This is a genomic window from Salinicoccus halodurans (assembly GCF_900114445.1).
Lineage (GTDB): Bacteria > Bacillota > Bacilli > Staphylococcales > Salinicoccaceae > Salinicoccus > Salinicoccus halodurans.
In genome coordinates, this window is record NZ_FOTB01000001.1 from 638584 (window position 1) to 653812 (window position 15229).

Genomic DNA, 15229 nt, shown 5'->3' on the forward strand with positions numbered 1-15229 from the left:
TGGAGGTATTTATCATGGCAGAACTAAAAATGAAAGAGGAATTAGATATGAATGCAACTATTAATACTCAGACTGAAAAGAAAGATCCAGCGTCAGGCATAGTGCAGTCTTCCAAACCGGTTTTTGAAGCCAGGGATTTCAACTTATGGTATGGAGATAATCACGCACTGCAAAACATCAATCTTACGTTCAAAGAAAACGAAATTTCTGCAATCATCGGTCCTTCAGGCTGCGGCAAATCCACATTCATAAAATCCCTGAACAGAATGGTCGAACTTGTGCCCGTAGTACGTACAGAAGGTGACATCGTTTACCGTGAGCAGAATATATTCGATAAATCCCTGTCAGTTGAAGAACTCAGAACCAAAGTCGGCATGGTTTTCCAGAAACCGAATCCATTCCCTAAATCCATCTATGACAATGTTGCCTATGGTGCAAGAGTACACGGTATCCGCAAGAAGAAAGTTTTGGATCAGATTGTTGAGAAGAGTCTGCGCGGTGCAGCAATCTGGGATGAAGTAAAAGACCGTCTTAATGCAAATGCCTATGGGCTCTCCGGTGGTCAGCAGCAGCGTATCTGTATCGCAAGAGCACTTGCCATTGAACCGGATGTCATTCTGATGGATGAGCCTACAAGTGCCCTTGACCCGATTTCAACAACCAAAATCGAGGACCTCATGCAGGAACTCAAAGAAAAGTACAGCATCATCGTTGTTACGCACAATATGCAGCAGGCTGCACGTATTTCTGATAAGACCGCATTCTTCTATCAAGGATACGTTGTGGAACATGATGATACAAAAGTCATTTTTGAAAACCCGAAAGATAAGCGGACAGAAGACTATGTCTCCGGCAGGTTTGGATAAATGACTTACCGCAGTAAATTCCAAAGAGAAATGCATTCTCTCTATCAGGATGTCGTGAAGCTTGGAATTGAATGTTACCGGCGCCTTGAGGGGAGTACCGAAGTGCTGTCCGATGCAGATACAGGACGGGCCAGAGACCTCGTCAGAGGGGATAAGACAATCAATATCATGGAGTATGACATCAATACCCAGGTGATCAACCTGATTACAACACAGCAGCCCGTTGCGACCGACTTGAGGCTCATCATATCAAGCATCAAGGTTGCGGATGACCTTGAACGGATCAGTGATAACATCAGTAATCTCGGAGAAGTGAGAAAAAGGGTCAGACTCACCAATGAAAAACTGCTGCTGAGACTTTCCACGATGGAACGTCTTGCATTGCTGATGCTCGAAGATGTGCAGACAGCTTATGAAAATCAGGATACGGATCTGTGCATTGAAATCATTGAACGCGATAAAGACATCGATTCCCTGTTCGTTCAGATTACAACGACTGATATCATTGAAGAATCTGATGTATTTGTGACCGGCCAAAGCCAGCTGACTGCCAAATACCTTGAGCGCATCGGGGACCATATTAAAAATATCGCTGAACATGTGTATTTTGTACTGACAGGTGAAAAGTATGAAAAGATCACAGAGCGGTAAGAAAAGAGAACTCCGGATTTGTTTCCGGGGTTCTTTATTTTGATTTTTTATATGGGAGATTCTTTTTCTTTGCACATGTAAATACTATAATATGTATAATAGATATTATATAAACATTAATGACGATTATGGAAAGGGGGAATTTTTTGGATAAAAAATCTCTGCGTAAAAAAATGATATCAACCTTATCTTCACTGGACAAAAACTACAAAAATGAAAAAGAAGAAATACTGAAAGATAGACTTGTTGATTTTATAAAAGAGCATGATATTAAATCCATGGGAATTGTGCTGGCAATGCCCCATGAACTCGATACCGACGGCATCATCGCCTGGATGAAGGAAGAAGGCCGTGAGGTATATACACCCGTATGCGATTATAATTCCAAAGAGATGAATTTCTGCAGATTCGTTTCGTTCGATGATGTGACGATGGATGAGAAAAATCTGCGTGTACCATCAGACAGCAGAGACATAAACAACGAGGTCGATCTGATTGTGGTTCCCGGCCTGATCTATTCAGATACAGGATACAGGATTGGTTACGGAGGCGGTTTCTATGACCGTTTCCTGCAGGACTATCAGGGTTTGAAAGTTTCACTGCTGTTTGATGAACAGATTGGCGAAGTGGTTACAGAAGAGCATGACATACCTGTGGATGTGCTAATCACACCAGAGCGTATCATCGATGCAAAAAGCAGGAGGCTTATGGATGAGAAGTAAGTGGCATACAGCTTATGAACTAGCCCGTTACACGGGATATTCTTTTTTCAACTATGACAGGGACAATGGTACGATATGGCTTAAAAATCCTAAAGAAAATTCCATCATGTGCCTGAATGATTTCGACCTGACGGAAGAGGAAATGGATCACACTTCCGACACTCTTGCCGACAGGAGAAGAGCACTTTCACAGCATGCAGGTTTCAACATAAACACGATACACTGCATTCACATGACTGAGGGCACTGTCCGGAGAAAGGTGAAAGCAGACGGTCTTAAAATCGTACATAGGGGCATTGCCGATATGAAGCAGGTCATCCGCAATCCTTTCTTCAGGCTGGATATGGAATACAAGAATGCCAAAGATGACGGATACTACCAGCGACGTCTGATGGGGCAGCATCCTTTTGAAAAGTATATGATCAAATTCACACCGATGACCTATCTTCTGATCAGCATCAACCTGATTATCTTTCTGTTCAATTTTATTGCTGTCAGATTTTTCGACTCCTATCTACTGACGAACGGAATGGCTTTAAGTCATTTCAATGTTGTTTCAGGTGACTTTTACCGACTGCTGACCAGCTCATTCCTGCACGTGACGGTAGATCATTTCCTTTTCAATATATTTGCGCTCTATATATTGGGGAAATTTACAGAAAGCCTCTATGGGAAATTTCATCTTTTCATTGCATATTGTCTGACCGGAATCCTTTCAAGCCTGTTTTCTTTGATGTTTGTCATAGAAGGCATCTCACTTGGAGCGAGCGGGGCAGTCTATGGATTGCTCGGCATCATCATCGTCCACCTCCTGGTGCACGGCCGCATCAATGCAAAACTGTTGATACAGATCGCTTCAATCTTCATCGTGATATCCATATTTTCCCAGCTTTTCGCCAATATAAATCATTATGCGCATATCGGCGGACTGTTGTTTGGCGTGCTGCTCGGCATCATCTACAACCCACGGAGCTTTAGTTCAAAGTGGTTTTTTGGTGCATTCGCATTGACTATAATTCTTGCAGTGACTTCTTATTTTGTCATGCAGTCAAAAGATTCCAGCCAGCCTTTTGATGATATGGCAATTGAACATATTGAAGTCGGCGAGTATGAAGATGCATTGAAGATCGTCAATGAAGCGCTGAGGTCCGGAAATGGGACTGCTACAACATACTATGCACTGGGGCTGTTGGCAGGGCATGCGGGTGAGCGCGAACAGGCAGAGAAATATCATGAAAAGAGCTATCAACTCGATCCATCCAATGAATATGCAGCAAAATACCGGCTGATACAGTTGCGGAAACAGAGGGACTATGAAGAAATGGAAGTAGTCTTCGACCATCTGAACACAAAAAATATCGAAGATGAGGGGCTGAAACTCCTGACAGAGGAATATGATGAATAATAAAGATCTAAGTGATATAAATGCCCTGCTTAGAAGGTTTGGCATTTATGTATATGACAAAAATGAGAAAAATAAGCTCGCGCTCATAGAGATGGAGATAAAAGAGCTTTTTAAACACGGACTTATCACAAAAGAGGAATTTGCGGAATCACTTCTTATATTGAGGAAAAGGGGTTAGGAAATGGGTATGATTCTAGCGGCAGACATTGGCGGCACAACTTGCAAACTGGGAATTTTTGACGAAACACTTTCATTGATTGAGAAATGGGAGATCGACACAGATATTGCAGACGAAGGCAAGTATATATTATCCAACGTTTATGAAGCATTTAAATCGAAAGAGGAGAAACTGGAATTCAAAGTGGAAGAAAGCCTTGGTGCAGGGATCGGGATGCCGGGTCCTGTCGATTTTAAAAACGGAATTCTGGATGGCTGTATAAACCTTAACATCAGGGGGAAAAAATCCATTTCATCAATTTTCGAGGGAATCAGCGGTGTCAGAACAATTGTAGATAATGATGCGAATGTAGCAGCTCTCGGGGAACAGTTCAAAGGAGCAGGCCATGGACACTCGGAAGTAGTGATGATTACCCTCGGTACAGGTGTCGGAGGCGGCGTCATCGCGGATGGCAGGCTTATACACGGCACTGGCGGGTCAGGCGGGGAAATCGGTCATATACCAGTCGATTTCGCTGAAAGATTCCAATGCAACTGTGGGAAAAAAGGCTGTTTGGAAACAGTGGCTTCTGCAACAGGGATGGTGAATCTTGCGAAATTTCACCACTCACAGGACTTCAGGGATACAGTTTTGTCAGAAGAGATTAAAAATAATACTGTCACTTCCAAATCAATCGTGGAAGCGGCGATGGCCGGTGACCATCTGGGAGAATTCGCAGTTGATGAAGCGGCCAGGTATCTCGCCATGGCCATGAGCAATATATCGGTCATTACAAACCCTGGATACTTCATATTCGGCGGCGGGGTAAGTGAAGCTGGAACTTTTTTGACGGATAAAATAAAAAAATACTATACGCCGCTTACTTTCCCGCCGGCTGCAGAAGATATGGAAATTGTGATGGCCGAACTCGGTAATGACGCAGGAATGTACGGTGCTGCAAGACTGGTGAGACAATATTTGATGTAAAAAAGCGAGAACCTGAAGGTTCTCGCTTTTTTACATATAATCGTTTATATCATAGTTTGCGGATTCACCATACGTGTCTGATGTGATGATTTTCTTCAGTACCGAAGCGACAAAATCCGGCTCAAGCAGACGTTTCTCAGATTTATAATCTTTAAACTTGCCGATATTCGGAAATTCTTCTGGATCGGAACTTCTGATTGTATTCTGCATCTCTGTATCGATGACTCCTGGTCTGAATGTTGCCGATTGTATCGGGTATTTTAAATTGGCTGTTTCTGCCCGTGTTACACCGCTCAGCATATTCACTGCTGCTTTGGAGGTACAGTATGCCGCCCATCCCTCCATCGGACTGACTGCTGCACCGCTGGAGACAGTTAATATTTTCTTCACTGCCCGGAAGGATTTATATGACTTTATGAATCCTTTTATAATCAGGGCGGGAGCAAGCACATTCACTTTATAATTATCCAGATAACCCTTTGCGTCCATACTTTCAATAGATTTTATCGGATTTACCGTTCCGGCATTATTGATCAGGAGGATTTCATCCTCCTCTGCCGGTGAAATTGAGCTGAAAATATCCATGATATCCTCTTCAAGTGCGGTTTCATTCAGAAAATCGACATGATGTTCCTTGTATAAATCAATTTCCGTTTCAACTTCACGCCGCGTGATACTGATGATACGATCTTCTTTGAATGTCTCGATCAATGCCTGGCCGAGACCTCCTGTTGTGCCGGTGATAAAAACATATCTCATCTGAAACTCTCCTCTCTATCGCTAAATCAAGTATAGATAACCGGGATTTATTTGTAAAATAATAAAAAATACATAAATATGAATAAATATACTTGATTAAGCATGTTTATAATGGTAACATTTAAATCATTAAATTGATTATAGAGGTGAATGGATATGAAAGAAAAAGTGGTACTAGCGTATTCAGGTGGTCTTGATACAAGTGTTACAATACAATGGTTTATCGATAAAGGGTATGAAGTCGTTGCAGTCTGCCTTGATGTAGGAGAAGGAAAGGATCTGGACCTTGTGCATCAGAAAGCACTGGATATGGGAGCAAGCGAGTCCCATGTCATTGATACGACCAAAGAATTTGCAGATGAATTTGTTGCATATGCAATCTACGGCAACGCAATGTATGAACAGAAATATCCGCTCGTTTCTGCACTGAGCAGGCCTCTTATTTCCAAAAAGCTTGTGGAAATTGCCCATCACTCCAATGCGGACTACGTAGCACACGGATGTACAGGTAAAGGAAATGACCAGGTGCGCTTTGAAGTTGCGATCCAGAGTCTTGATCCATCACTGAAAGTGCTGGCTCCTGTACGCGAATGGACATGGAGCAGGGAAGAGGAAATCGACTATGCAAAAGAGAAAAACATCCCGATTCCAATCGACCTGGATTCACCATATTCCATTGATCAGAACTTGTGGGGAAGAAGTAACGAGTGCGGTGTACTGGAAGACCCGTGGAATCAACCGCCGGAAGATGCCTATGACCTGACTGTAAATATTCAGGACGCTCCGGATGAGGCAGAAGAACTCCTGATCACTTTCGAAAATGGACTGCCTAAAGCCATTAACGGCGTAAACTATAATCTGGATGACCTCATCATCAAACTGAATGAAATCGCAGGGGCGCACGGCATTGGAAGAATCGATCACGTTGAAAACAGGCTTGTAGGAATAAAATCACGTGAAATATATGAAACACCGGGAGCCAAGGTGATTTTGACTGCGAAACATGATCTTGAAACGATCACACTGACAAAAGACATCGCCCACTTCAAGCCGGTAATCGAGCAGAAGTTTGCCGAGCAGGTATACAATGGTCTGTGGTTCTCTCCGCTTTCTGATTCACTGAGAGGTATGCTGAAAGATATGCAGAATCCTGTTACCGGTGAAGTGAGAATTTCTCTCTACAAAGGTAATGTGACTGTTACAGGCAGACGTTCAGACAACAGCCTCTATAACGAAAAGCTTGCAACATACACTAAAGAAGATGCATTTAACCAAAATGCTTCCGTCGGTTTCATAGAAATATTCGGATTGCCTACAAAAGTGAAATCCATGCTCGACAGCGGAGTCAAACTCTATGACTAAGAAAGCATGGGGAGGAAGGTTTCAAGGTGAAGCCATTGAATGGGTGGACGAGTTCAACGCGTCCATCCATTTTGATAATGCTTTAATTGAAATGGACGTTGCCGGAAGCATAGCACATGCGACAATGCTTGCAAAACAAGCGATAATCACTGATGAAGAAAAGGATGAAATCACAGACGGTCTAAAAGCGGTCCTCCATGATTACAAAGAGGGGAATCTTGAATTTTCCGTCAGCCGTGAAGACATCCATATGAATATTGAACATGCATTGATTGAAAAAATAGGGGAAACAGGCGGTAAGCTGCATACGGCACGCAGCAGGAATGATCAGGTTGCGACGGATATGCATCTTTATGTCAAAGGCCGAGTCCAGGAAATCATAGAGAGCATAGAATTGATGCAAAAAACAATTATTGGCTTGGCAAAGGATAATATGCATGTGATCATGCCGGGTTATACACATTTACAGCGTGCCCAGCCTGTTTTATTCTCACACCATATCATGGTGTATTTCTGGATGTTAAAAAGAGATAAGGAACGTTTCCAGGATTCACTTAAACGCATAGACATATCTCCCCTCGGAGCGGGGGCAATCAGCGGCACCACGTTTGATATCGACAGAGAAGAAACGAAACAGCTGCTTGGTTTCTCCGACCTTTATCAGAACAGCATGGATGCTGTAAGTGACAGGGATTACATCATCGAAACACTCTCGAATATAAGTCTCGTCATGGTACATCTTTCCAGATTATCAGAAGAGATCATTTTCTGGATGACGGAAGAGGCGAACTTCATACAGCTTTCCGATCAGTTTACTACAGGCAGTTCAATGATGCCGCAGAAGAAAAATCCGGATATGGCTGAACTGATCCGCGGCAAAAGTGCACGTACAACAGGGGCACTTACAAGCATGCTGATGCTTTTGAAAGGACTGCCGCTGACATACAACAAAGATATGCAGGAGGATAAAGAAGGTCTTTTCGATGCGATCACGACAGTTACCGGTTCACTTAAAATCATGAATGGCATGCTTGAGACGATGGAGCTCAATGAAGATGTGCTTGAAAAGTCTGTGGAAGAAGACTTTTCAAATGCCACCGAACTGGCAGATTATCTTGTACAAAAAGGTGTGCCTTTCAGAAATGCCCATGAAGTCGTAGGTAGAGTCGTTTTGAAATGCATCAATGAGCAGAAATATCTTAAGGATCTGTCGCTGGAGGAATTTAAAACGGAGCATACAGCAATAGAAGAAGATATTTATGAAGTGCTGACACCCAAAGTTATGGTCGACAGAAGAAACAGTGCAGGTGGAACAGGCACCGAAGCAGTGGAAGAGCAGATAAAAATTGCAGAAGCCTCTCTGATGAATTAAATAAAAGAAGCAGGCCTCCGGCGGAGGCCTGCTTCTTTTTGGTTTTCATGTAACGATTCTCTTCCTAGTGTCCCAGGTCAGGATAACCGTATGTAAAGATTGTAGCGATTGCAAAGAATCCAAAAGTAGCTACAGTGGCAACACTGAAAAGTACCGCCAGCAGGTTTTTGTTTTTAATTGAAGCAACAAGTGCCCAAATACCAACGATGAAGACCATTAATGCTAATAATGAAAAGGCATTGATTCCAATATGAATGGTAACGCCACCGATTTCAAATAGTTCCCCTGTATCGATGAATGGCATTTTCGTTCAACCTCCCAATATTTCTCTTTTACCTCATATATATTGTATAATTAAAACATGACTTTGTCGAGTAGATTTTAAGGAGTGGTAAGAATGGATATCAGAACATTGCCTTTGGGCATGCTGGAGACAAACTGCTATATATTGAATAATGGGACAGGAGTATTGATTATCGACCCTTCGGGTGAGGCTGAAGTGATTGCGGGTGAAATCGAGAAGATCGGATTGCCTGTGGAAGGGATCCTCCTGACACATGCACATTTTGATCATATCGGCGCATTGGAAGAGACAGCCTGGGTTTACGGAGCAGACACGTGGGTCGGCAGTGAAGAAGCGGATTGGCTTTCCGATCCGGATAAAAATGGGTCGGGAAAATATAAAAGTATGGGCATGGAGCCGATATCTGCTGCCGTTGAACCGAACATTCTGGAAGAAGGGTCGATGCAGATCGGGAGCTTCGAATTCGAAGTCATCAATACACCCGGTCATTCACCGGGCAGCATGAGCTTTTTATTTGGTGATTTTGTCGTTTCCGGAGATGTACTCTTCAGCGGCGGCATAGGCAGGACGGATCTGTATATGAGCAATCATATCGATCTCATAAATTCCATCAGGGAAAAACTTTATGTGATGGATGAAGATACTGACGTCTATCCAGGTCATGGTCCCGCAACGACGATCGGACAGGAGAAGAGTTCAAACCCGTTTGTCAGAGGATAACAGAAGAAGGGAAATAAAAAAACAGGCGGAGTCCAAAAGGAATCCGCCTGTTTTTTATCCGAAGCTTGGTTCTAACAGGAATGTTGTGTAGTATGTAAATCCTACAAAGAAAAGGACTAAGTATGCAGCGAATACATACATATACATTCTTTCAGTTAATTTCATATACCCCAACAGAATGAAGAAACCGGTTTGGGCGATGAAGAATAATGTCATCATCATCATATCTCCGACATAGAACAGGATTGCAAACATTGCAGTCCAGAATCCAAGTGTCTTAAATACCTTATCCATAGGAACAGTCCTTTCATCGTTACTTAAACATATCATAATCAATTATAAATAAAGTTGACATTAAAGTAAACACTAAAAAAGCTAATAGTTTTGTAAGCTATTTCCATTAATCATAATTATACCTTAAAAACATATGCAAAAACAGAAAATCTGTATATTTATTTCTGAAAAGATCAAAACGGCCTTTTTTACCTATATATAGGGTAGGAGGTGTTTTTTATTGAAAACAATTTTAAGTGAAATCTTCAAAGACGCAATGCGTCAAAATGCAACCGACATTCATTTAACACTCGAGAGCAACACTGGTCTCATCAGAGTGAGAAGAAGAGGGGAAATGGTTACTCTGAATGAAGTGACCATAGAAGTATACAGGAAACTGATCAACTATTTGAAATTCACAGCTGAATTGGACATCAACGAGCATAAAGTGCCGCAAAGCGGCCGCACAGTATTTGAAACTGGAGAGCTTAAAGTCGGGGTGCGCGTAAGCACACTGCCAATCTCTCTGATGAACGAAATCATTGTCATAAGGATTCTCAATCCAATGGAAGACAGACAATCCGATGAATTATTCCATGCACGGGACAAGTATGAATTTCTAAAAGATTATATGTCACGAATGCAGGGGCTTATACTCTTTACCGGACCGACAGGATCGGGCAAGACCACTTTGATGTACCGTCTCCTCGCGGATATCATTTCAGAAAACAAGCGTCATGTAATCAGCATAGAGGATCCCGTTGAATATGAACTGGACGGCATCGTACAGGTGGAAATCAACGAAAAGGCAAACATGGATTACGCACCGTTATTAAAAGGCGTCCTGAGATGCGATCCGGACGTAATCATGTTTGGCGAAATCCGCGATGCGAAAATTGCAACGGAACTGCTCAGGGCAAGTCTGTCCGGACACCTTGTACTCAGCACTTTCCACAGTAAATCCGCAACCAGTACATTAAGCCGTCTCAAAGATTACGGCTTATATGTTGAAGAAATGATACAGAGCCTTTCTCTTATCATCAACCAGAGAATAATTCACACCCAGAAAGGAAGTTACATCATCTATGAATTCATGGATGAGCATCAGATAAAAAAATATCTGTTGGATGGCACATCCGACATCTTCACGCTGTCAGAGCAGCTTGATACATTGCATGAAGGAGGGATGATTACTGAAACGGAACTCACGTCGTTTAAGAGCAGGTTCAAATAGACTGGGGAAATATGACTCGCACTTTTTATACAAATTGGCGGATTTACTGGAAAACGGCTTCACGATGCATAATGCGCTTATATTCCTGCTTGAACAGTATGATGTGCTGAAAGAAAGAGATAAGAAAGATTGTCTGGTCATGGTGGAGGAAGGGGCGAGCATCAGCAGTATTTTGAAACGTCTTGGGTTTAAGAACACCATCATCATACAGATTTCATTTGCAGAAATCCATGGGGAAATGCTCATGAATCTGAGGGAATCCGCTTTTTACCTCGATCATATGCGTAACACCTCAAAGAAGCTGATCAAGGCAGTTCAGTATCCGCTTGTACTGATAGCGATATTCATCACTATGCTCGTCGTCCTCAACTATACAGTCATTCCCCAGTTCAATTCACTCTACAGTGCCATGGGGACGAGCTCACAGGGAGTCGTAACAATACTGACAGCATTTCTGCAGCTGCTGCCGCAGGCAGTGCTGATCGTCATCATGTCAGTTGCTTTGTTCGCCATCGCTGTCACTTTTGTCATGATGATGGAAAATGTAGAAAGAAAAGCAAAAATACTGCTGTTCATACCCATGCTGCGGTTTTATTTCAGAAGTTATCAAACCTACAGATTTGCCAGGGAATTCGGTTATTTCATAAACAATGGTCTAGAGGTAAAGGAAATTCTCGATCTGTTCATCCATCAGACACTGAATGAATATCTGCAGTATTCTTCCGCATTGATAGAAGAGAAGCTGATGCAGGGGGACACACTCTCCGGAGCAATCGGCGACATTGATATGCTGGATTCGAAACTTGCCGTGTTTGTCAGCCATGGTGAACAGAACAGCAGCGTCGGGAAAGAACTGATACTTTTCAGTGAGTACACACTGGAAAACATAGTAATGAAAATTGAAAACATCACAAGGAAAATCCAGCCGGTCATATTCCTGATACTCGGATTGCTCATCATCTGTCTGTATCTCGTTATTGTGCTTCCGATATTCCAGATGATGGCTACTATAAACTAGGAGGAATTATAAATGATTAAAAATTTAATGAAGAAAAAATTCAACAGCAAAAAAGATGATGGGTTTACATTGATTGAAATGCTCCTCGTGCTTCTCGTAATATCAGTGCTGATCATTCTTATCATCCCCAATATTGCGGCACAGAGTGCCAATGTACAGGATACAGGGTGCGATGCACAGGTGAAGATGGTCCAGAGTCAGATACAGGCTTATACATTGAATGAAGGCGGTGCACCGGCATCTGTCAGTGCCCTTGTTCCGGATTATCTGACGAATGATCAGGTGACTTGTGCAAATGGAACCGGAATTGTGATTGTAAATGGCCAGGCAGCGAAATCGGAATAGCGGCTTTACAATGATGGAAATGATGCTGACGCTGTTTATCATCAGCACATTGCTCATGATTACAGCTCATGCCATTCCGGAAAAGCATGAAAATTCAACGGATCAGGAAGTGAAAAATATTGCTTTCTTTTTCCAGGTTGCACAGACCAATGCATTGAATAAAAAGGAAGCGCATCTTGTGGAATTCGACCGCGTAAACCACCGCATCACCATCAAAAATGGTTTCGGACAGGCGTTGGAAGTTTATTCGCTCAATACATGCAGAATACTGCAGGGCGGGCTTCCCGGATTCCTATATAAATCCAACGGAGACACAAATGCATTCGGTACCATCCGGTTCGACTGCATGGGGGAACAGGTCAGTTTCATTTTCCAGATCCAGAAAGGAAGGTTCAGAATTGAAAGATGATGGATTCATGATGCTGGATGCAGTACTCGCGATGCTGATATTCTCAATGATCATCGGTGTGCTTATACCTGCATTGATGCTGATACGAACGACCGTAATCCATGCCGATAACACGCTCGAATTCAGCAGGTCATTATATATTGAACTTTTAAAGCATGATGAACCGGAAAATTTTGCACATGACGACTATATCCGCAAAGGAGACGCGATATGTGATAAAAACAATACGGAACTTTGTGTGCCGCTCAGGTAAAAATGGCGGTTTCACATATATCGAGGCGCTCGCCGCCCTGTCAGTTGCGGCACTCATAATGTCAGCCATGCCTGCTGCAATTTCGTACTTCGAAACACTGGATGAGTATACACATGATTTTGAAGCGGATTTTTTTGTCCTGGATATTACCGATGTGTATAACGAAAATAATAAGACGGCAGTGTCATCAACCGGCTTTTCTATAAACTTCGAGAATGATAAACGAACAGTGAGCTACCGCAAATCCGGTGACAGGATCATTAGAAGCGTGGACGGCAGCGGTTTTGTTACTGTCATGTTCGGAGTTGAAAATTTTAATATCAAAGACAGTGGAAAAGAAGTCAATTTGACTGTCGAAACTGAAAATGGTGACTTCAATGAAACGTTTACTTTCAAAAAATGATGGATTTTTCAGCTTTTCTATATACATTATTCTCATTTATCTGATAAGTTTATACTATCAATATTACAATGAGATGATGATTACACTGGATATACGCATGAATTTTATAGAAATCTATCAGGGTAAAATTCGCGGACTGGTTGAATAGGAGAGAGGAACCATGATTCTTATAGGCTTTATGGGAAGCGGCAAAAGCACAGTAGCTCGGGAATTGGGTGAAAGACTGTCACTGGATGTATTGGAGCTGGATGATGAGATAAGCAGGCTGAGCGGGAAAACTATCCCTGAAATATTTGCCGAAGAGGGGGAGGCGGGTTTCAGGTCGTATGAACATCAGGTGTTATCGGATGCCTGCAAAATCGACGGTATTATCTCGACCGGCGGCGGTATCATCACATATGATGATTCTTATGAAATTATAAAAAATACGGAGCGGAAAGTAATCTTTCTCAATGCTGAGTTCGAATCTCTGTATGACAGGATTTCGAATGACGCGACAAGGCCGCTTGCAAGCCAGCCTAAAGCACAGGTGAGGGCTTTGTATGACAGCAGGATAGAGAGATATAAAAGAGCAGCTGACCTGGAAGTGGATACCGCCTGCTGTCTCGAAGACACTATGAAAGCCATTCTGGATCCCACACCTTGACAGGCTTACACTTTTATTAGAATCAGCTTGCTATTTATTCACCCATGTGGGTATAATAAGGTCGAAATATTAATTGAATATTTTGCGATTGAACAATGCTCGAGAGAACGAGTGATCGTCGCCGAAGGAGCAAGCCGTACAGGTGAATCTCTCAGGCAAAAGTACAGCATTGGGACGCAATCCTGAAGACAAATCAACAGGGCAGCTCATACGAGCTGTTCTGTTTTTTTAAATTAAAGGAGGAGAATCATGTCTGAATTAAAAAAGACACCATTGTATGACTACTACCAGGAATCAGGAGCGAAAGTAATTGACTTTTCTGGTTGGGCACTGCCTGTGCAATTCTCAAGCATCAAGGAAGAACACCGTGCTGTGAGAGAAGCGACAGGTATGTTCGAAGTCAGTCATATGGGTGAAATCCGGGTTTCCGGCAAAGAATCTGTAGAGTTTTTGAACTACGCTCTGACAAATGATGTGACAAAACTCACAGATGTAAGAGCACAGTATACTATGCTCTGTAACGACCGGGGCGGCGTAATTGACGATCTCGTCATTTATAAACTGGATGAAAATGACTATCTGCTTGTAGTCAATGCCGGTAATACAGATACTGATTATGATGTACTTAAAGCGATCGGGGGCTTCGATGCTACTGTAGAAAATATTTCCAGTGAGTATGGACAGCTGGCTGTGCAGGGACCGGGTGCGCGTGCATTGGTGCAGAAGCACGTTGAGGAAGACATCAGTGAAATGAAGATGTTCCGTTTTAAAAAAGATGTAGATATCGAGGGGTCCAAAGTCATTCTCTCACAGACAGGATACACAGGTGAAGACGGCTTTGAGATTTACTGCGCAGCGGAAGATACTTTGAAACTGTGGAAACTTTTCCTTGACGGCGGTGCGGAACCTTGCGGGCTCGGTTCACGTGATACGCTGAGATTGGAAGCTGGCCTGCCGCTCCATGGTCAGGATCTGGCAGAAGACATCACGCCGGTTGAGGCGAATATGGGCTTTGCCGTTAAAACTGAAAAAGATGATTTTGTTGGTAAAGAAGTGCTCAAAGAGCAGAAGGAAGACGGTGCCCCAAGAAAACTCGGCGGTTTTGAGCTTCTTGAGAGAGGTATTGCCCGCACGGATTACGAGGTTAAGGACTTAGAAGGCAACAAAGTGGGTTACGTTACAAGTGGTACACAGTCACCATTGACTAAACGTTCTATTGGTCTCGCTCTTGTTAATGCAGACTTTTATGAGCTGGATAAAGAATTCAATGTAATCGTCAGAAATAAAGAAGTGAAGGCGAAGTTTGTTAAGATGCCATTCCATAAAAATTAACTGTGAGAAGG

20 protein-coding genes and 1 riboswitch are annotated in these 15229 nt (G+C 42.7%); of the genes, 17 read left to right on the forward strand and 3 right to left on the reverse strand.

Going from position 1 to position 15229, the window contains the following annotated elements:
* The first annotated feature begins 14 nt into the window (after window positions 1-14).
* The 6 genes from pstB to BM271_RS03225 all read left to right on the forward strand — a co-directional run bounded on the left by pstB (window position 15) and on the right by BM271_RS03225 (window position 4788).
* Window positions 15-866 (forward strand): phosphate ABC transporter ATP-binding protein PstB, encoded by an 852-nt coding sequence (gene pstB / locus BM271_RS03200; RefSeq protein WP_269146991.1) that lies wholly within the window; start codon window positions 15-17, stop codon window positions 864-866.
* Window positions 867-1517 carry a phosphate signaling complex protein PhoU gene (phoU, locus tag BM271_RS03205; RefSeq protein ID WP_046790190.1) on the forward strand — a complete coding sequence of 217 codons (651 nt, stop codon included), beginning with the start codon at window positions 867-869 and terminating at the stop codon, window positions 1515-1517.
* Between the two features lie 146 nt (window positions 1518-1663).
* The gene (locus tag BM271_RS03210) at window positions 1664-2239 is read left to right on the forward strand and encodes a 5-formyltetrahydrofolate cyclo-ligase (protein ID WP_046790191.1); all 576 of its coding nucleotides are present in this window, start codon (window positions 1664-1666) and stop codon (window positions 2237-2239) included.
* The gene (locus BM271_RS03215; RefSeq protein WP_046790192.1) at window positions 2229-3644 is read left to right on the forward strand and encodes a rhomboid family intramembrane serine protease; all 1416 of its coding nucleotides are present in this window, start codon (window positions 2229-2231) and stop codon (window positions 3642-3644) included. Before BM271_RS03210 ends, BM271_RS03215 begins: the two co-directional genes overlap by 11 nt.
* On the forward strand, window positions 3637-3822 hold the full coding sequence (locus BM271_RS03220; RefSeq protein ID WP_046790193.1) for a YqgQ family protein: 186 nt from the start codon (window positions 3637-3639) through the stop codon (window positions 3820-3822). The genes BM271_RS03215 and BM271_RS03220 overlap by 8 nt, the downstream gene beginning before the upstream one ends.
* A gap of 3 nt (window positions 3823-3825) precedes the next feature.
* On the forward strand, window positions 3826-4788 hold the full coding sequence (locus BM271_RS03225; protein WP_046790194.1) for an ROK family glucokinase: 963 nt from the start codon (window positions 3826-3828) through the stop codon (window positions 4786-4788).
* A gap of 30 nt (window positions 4789-4818) precedes the next feature.
* On the opposite strand, the gene BM271_RS03230 is transcribed toward BM271_RS03225, so the two are convergent.
* A complete protein-coding gene (locus tag BM271_RS03230; protein ID WP_046790195.1) occupies window positions 4819-5547 on the reverse strand; it encodes an SDR family NAD(P)-dependent oxidoreductase in 729 nt (242 codons plus the stop codon).
* A 156-nt stretch (window positions 5548-5703) separates the two neighbouring features.
* On the opposite strand from BM271_RS03230, the gene BM271_RS03235 reads away from it, so the two are divergent.
* Window positions 5704-6909 carry an argininosuccinate synthase gene (locus tag BM271_RS03235; protein WP_046790196.1) on the forward strand — a complete coding sequence of 402 codons (1206 nt, stop codon included), beginning with the start codon at window positions 5704-5706 and terminating at the stop codon, window positions 6907-6909.
* A complete protein-coding gene (gene argH, locus BM271_RS03240; protein ID WP_046790197.1) occupies window positions 6902-8281 on the forward strand; it encodes an argininosuccinate lyase in 1380 nt (459 codons plus the stop codon). Before BM271_RS03235 ends, argH begins: the two co-directional genes overlap by 8 nt.
* A gap of 64 nt (window positions 8282-8345) precedes the next feature.
* Here the strand turns inward: argH and BM271_RS14070 are convergent, their stop codons facing one another.
* Window positions 8346-8585, reverse strand: a complete 240-nt coding sequence (locus tag BM271_RS14070; protein ID WP_046790198.1) for a DUF2759 domain-containing protein — start codon at window positions 8583-8585, stop codon at window positions 8346-8348.
* Between the two features lie 93 nt (window positions 8586-8678).
* On the opposite strand from BM271_RS14070, the gene BM271_RS03250 reads away from it, so the two are divergent.
* Window positions 8679-9305, forward strand: coding sequence for an MBL fold metallo-hydrolase (locus BM271_RS03250; RefSeq protein WP_046790199.1), 627 nt, complete (start codon window positions 8679-8681; stop codon window positions 9303-9305).
* Window positions 9306-9359: 54 nt separating this feature from the next.
* Here BM271_RS03250 and BM271_RS03255 read toward each other — a convergent pair whose 3' ends face one another.
* On the reverse strand, window positions 9360-9599 hold the full coding sequence (locus tag BM271_RS03255; RefSeq protein ID WP_017548861.1) for a DUF2626 family protein: 240 nt from the start codon (window positions 9597-9599) through the stop codon (window positions 9360-9362).
* Between the two features lie 220 nt (window positions 9600-9819).
* Here BM271_RS03255 and comGA point away from each other — a divergent pair, with 220 nt between their 5' ends.
* From comGA to gcvT, 8 genes are all read left to right on the forward strand, one after another.
* Entirely contained in the window at window positions 9820-10812 is a 993-nt protein-coding gene (gene comGA, locus BM271_RS03260; protein ID WP_046790200.1) for a competence type IV pilus ATPase ComGA, read from the forward strand.
* A 34-nt stretch (window positions 10813-10846) separates the two neighbouring features.
* Entirely contained in the window at window positions 10847-11830 is a 984-nt protein-coding gene (gene comGB, locus BM271_RS03265; protein WP_234960387.1) for a competence type IV pilus assembly protein ComGB, read from the forward strand.
* Window positions 11831-11842: 12 nt separating this feature from the next.
* On the forward strand, window positions 11843-12175 hold the full coding sequence (gene comGC, locus BM271_RS03270) for a competence type IV pilus major pilin ComGC (RefSeq protein WP_143544895.1): 333 nt from the start codon (window positions 11843-11845) through the stop codon (window positions 12173-12175).
* Window positions 12150-12584, forward strand: a complete 435-nt coding sequence (locus BM271_RS03275) for a prepilin-type N-terminal cleavage/methylation domain-containing protein (protein WP_074924529.1) — start codon at window positions 12150-12152, stop codon at window positions 12582-12584. The genes comGC and BM271_RS03275 overlap by 26 nt, the downstream gene beginning before the upstream one ends.
* Window positions 12574-12837 carry a hypothetical protein gene (locus tag BM271_RS03280; protein ID WP_046790203.1) on the forward strand — a complete coding sequence of 88 codons (264 nt, stop codon included), beginning with the start codon at window positions 12574-12576 and terminating at the stop codon, window positions 12835-12837. The genes BM271_RS03275 and BM271_RS03280 overlap by 11 nt, the downstream gene beginning before the upstream one ends.
* On the forward strand, window positions 12797-13240 hold the full coding sequence (locus BM271_RS03285; RefSeq protein ID WP_234960389.1) for a ComGF family competence protein: 444 nt from the start codon (window positions 12797-12799) through the stop codon (window positions 13238-13240). The genes BM271_RS03280 and BM271_RS03285 overlap by 41 nt, the downstream gene beginning before the upstream one ends.
* Window positions 13241-13400: 160 nt before the next feature.
* Window positions 13401-13886: a shikimate kinase gene (locus BM271_RS03290; RefSeq protein WP_046790204.1), complete on the forward strand. Its 486-nt coding sequence runs from the start codon at window positions 13401-13403 to the stop codon at window positions 13884-13886.
* A gap of 88 nt (window positions 13887-13974) precedes the next feature.
* Window positions 13975-14063: riboswitch (glycine riboswitch) on the forward strand.
* 69 nt (window positions 14064-14132) lie between these two features.
* Complete coding sequence (gcvT, locus tag BM271_RS03295) at window positions 14133-15218, forward strand: glycine cleavage system aminomethyltransferase GcvT (RefSeq protein ID WP_046790205.1); 1086 nt, start codon at window positions 14133-14135, stop codon at window positions 15216-15218.
* The last annotated feature ends 11 nt before the right edge of the window (window positions 15219-15229 follow it).

Bases quoted from the DNA above. Each gene is read 5' to 3' on its own strand.
- pstB (WP_269146991.1), top strand. From the start codon at position 15: ATGGCAGAACTAAAAATGAAAGAGGAATTAGATATGAATGCAACTATT.
- phoU (WP_046790190.1), top strand. From the start codon at position 867: ATGACTTACCGCAGTAAATTCCAAAGAGAAATGCATTCTCTCTATCAG.
- BM271_RS03215 (WP_046790192.1), top strand. From the start codon at position 2,229: ATGAGAAGTAAGTGGCATACAGCTTATGAACTAGCCCGTTACACGGGA.
- BM271_RS03220 (WP_046790193.1), top strand. From the start codon at position 3,637: ATGAATAATAAAGATCTAAGTGATATAAATGCCCTGCTTAGAAGGTTT.
- BM271_RS03225 (WP_046790194.1), top strand. From the start codon at position 3,826: ATGGGTATGATTCTAGCGGCAGACATTGGCGGCACAACTTGCAAACTG.
- BM271_RS03230 (WP_046790195.1), bottom strand. From the start codon at position 5,547: ATGAGATATGTTTTTATCACCGGCACAACAGGAGGTCTCGGCCAGGCA.
- BM271_RS03235 (WP_046790196.1), top strand. From the start codon at position 5,704: ATGAAAGAAAAAGTGGTACTAGCGTATTCAGGTGGTCTTGATACAAGT.
- argH (WP_046790197.1), top strand. From the start codon at position 6,902: ATGACTAAGAAAGCATGGGGAGGAAGGTTTCAAGGTGAAGCCATTGAA.
- BM271_RS14070 (WP_046790198.1), bottom strand. From the start codon at position 8,585: ATGCCATTCATCGATACAGGGGAACTATTTGAAATCGGTGGCGTTACC.
- BM271_RS03250 (WP_046790199.1), top strand. From the start codon at position 8,679: ATGGATATCAGAACATTGCCTTTGGGCATGCTGGAGACAAACTGCTAT.
- BM271_RS03255 (WP_017548861.1), bottom strand. From the start codon at position 9,599: ATGGATAAGGTATTTAAGACACTTGGATTCTGGACTGCAATGTTTGCA.
- comGC (WP_143544895.1), top strand. From the start codon at position 11,843: ATGATTAAAAATTTAATGAAGAAAAAATTCAACAGCAAAAAAGATGAT.
- BM271_RS03275 (WP_074924529.1), top strand. From the start codon at position 12,150: ATGGCCAGGCAGCGAAATCGGAATAGCGGCTTTACAATGATGGAAATG.
- BM271_RS03290 (WP_046790204.1), top strand. From the start codon at position 13,401: ATGATTCTTATAGGCTTTATGGGAAGCGGCAAAAGCACAGTAGCTCGG.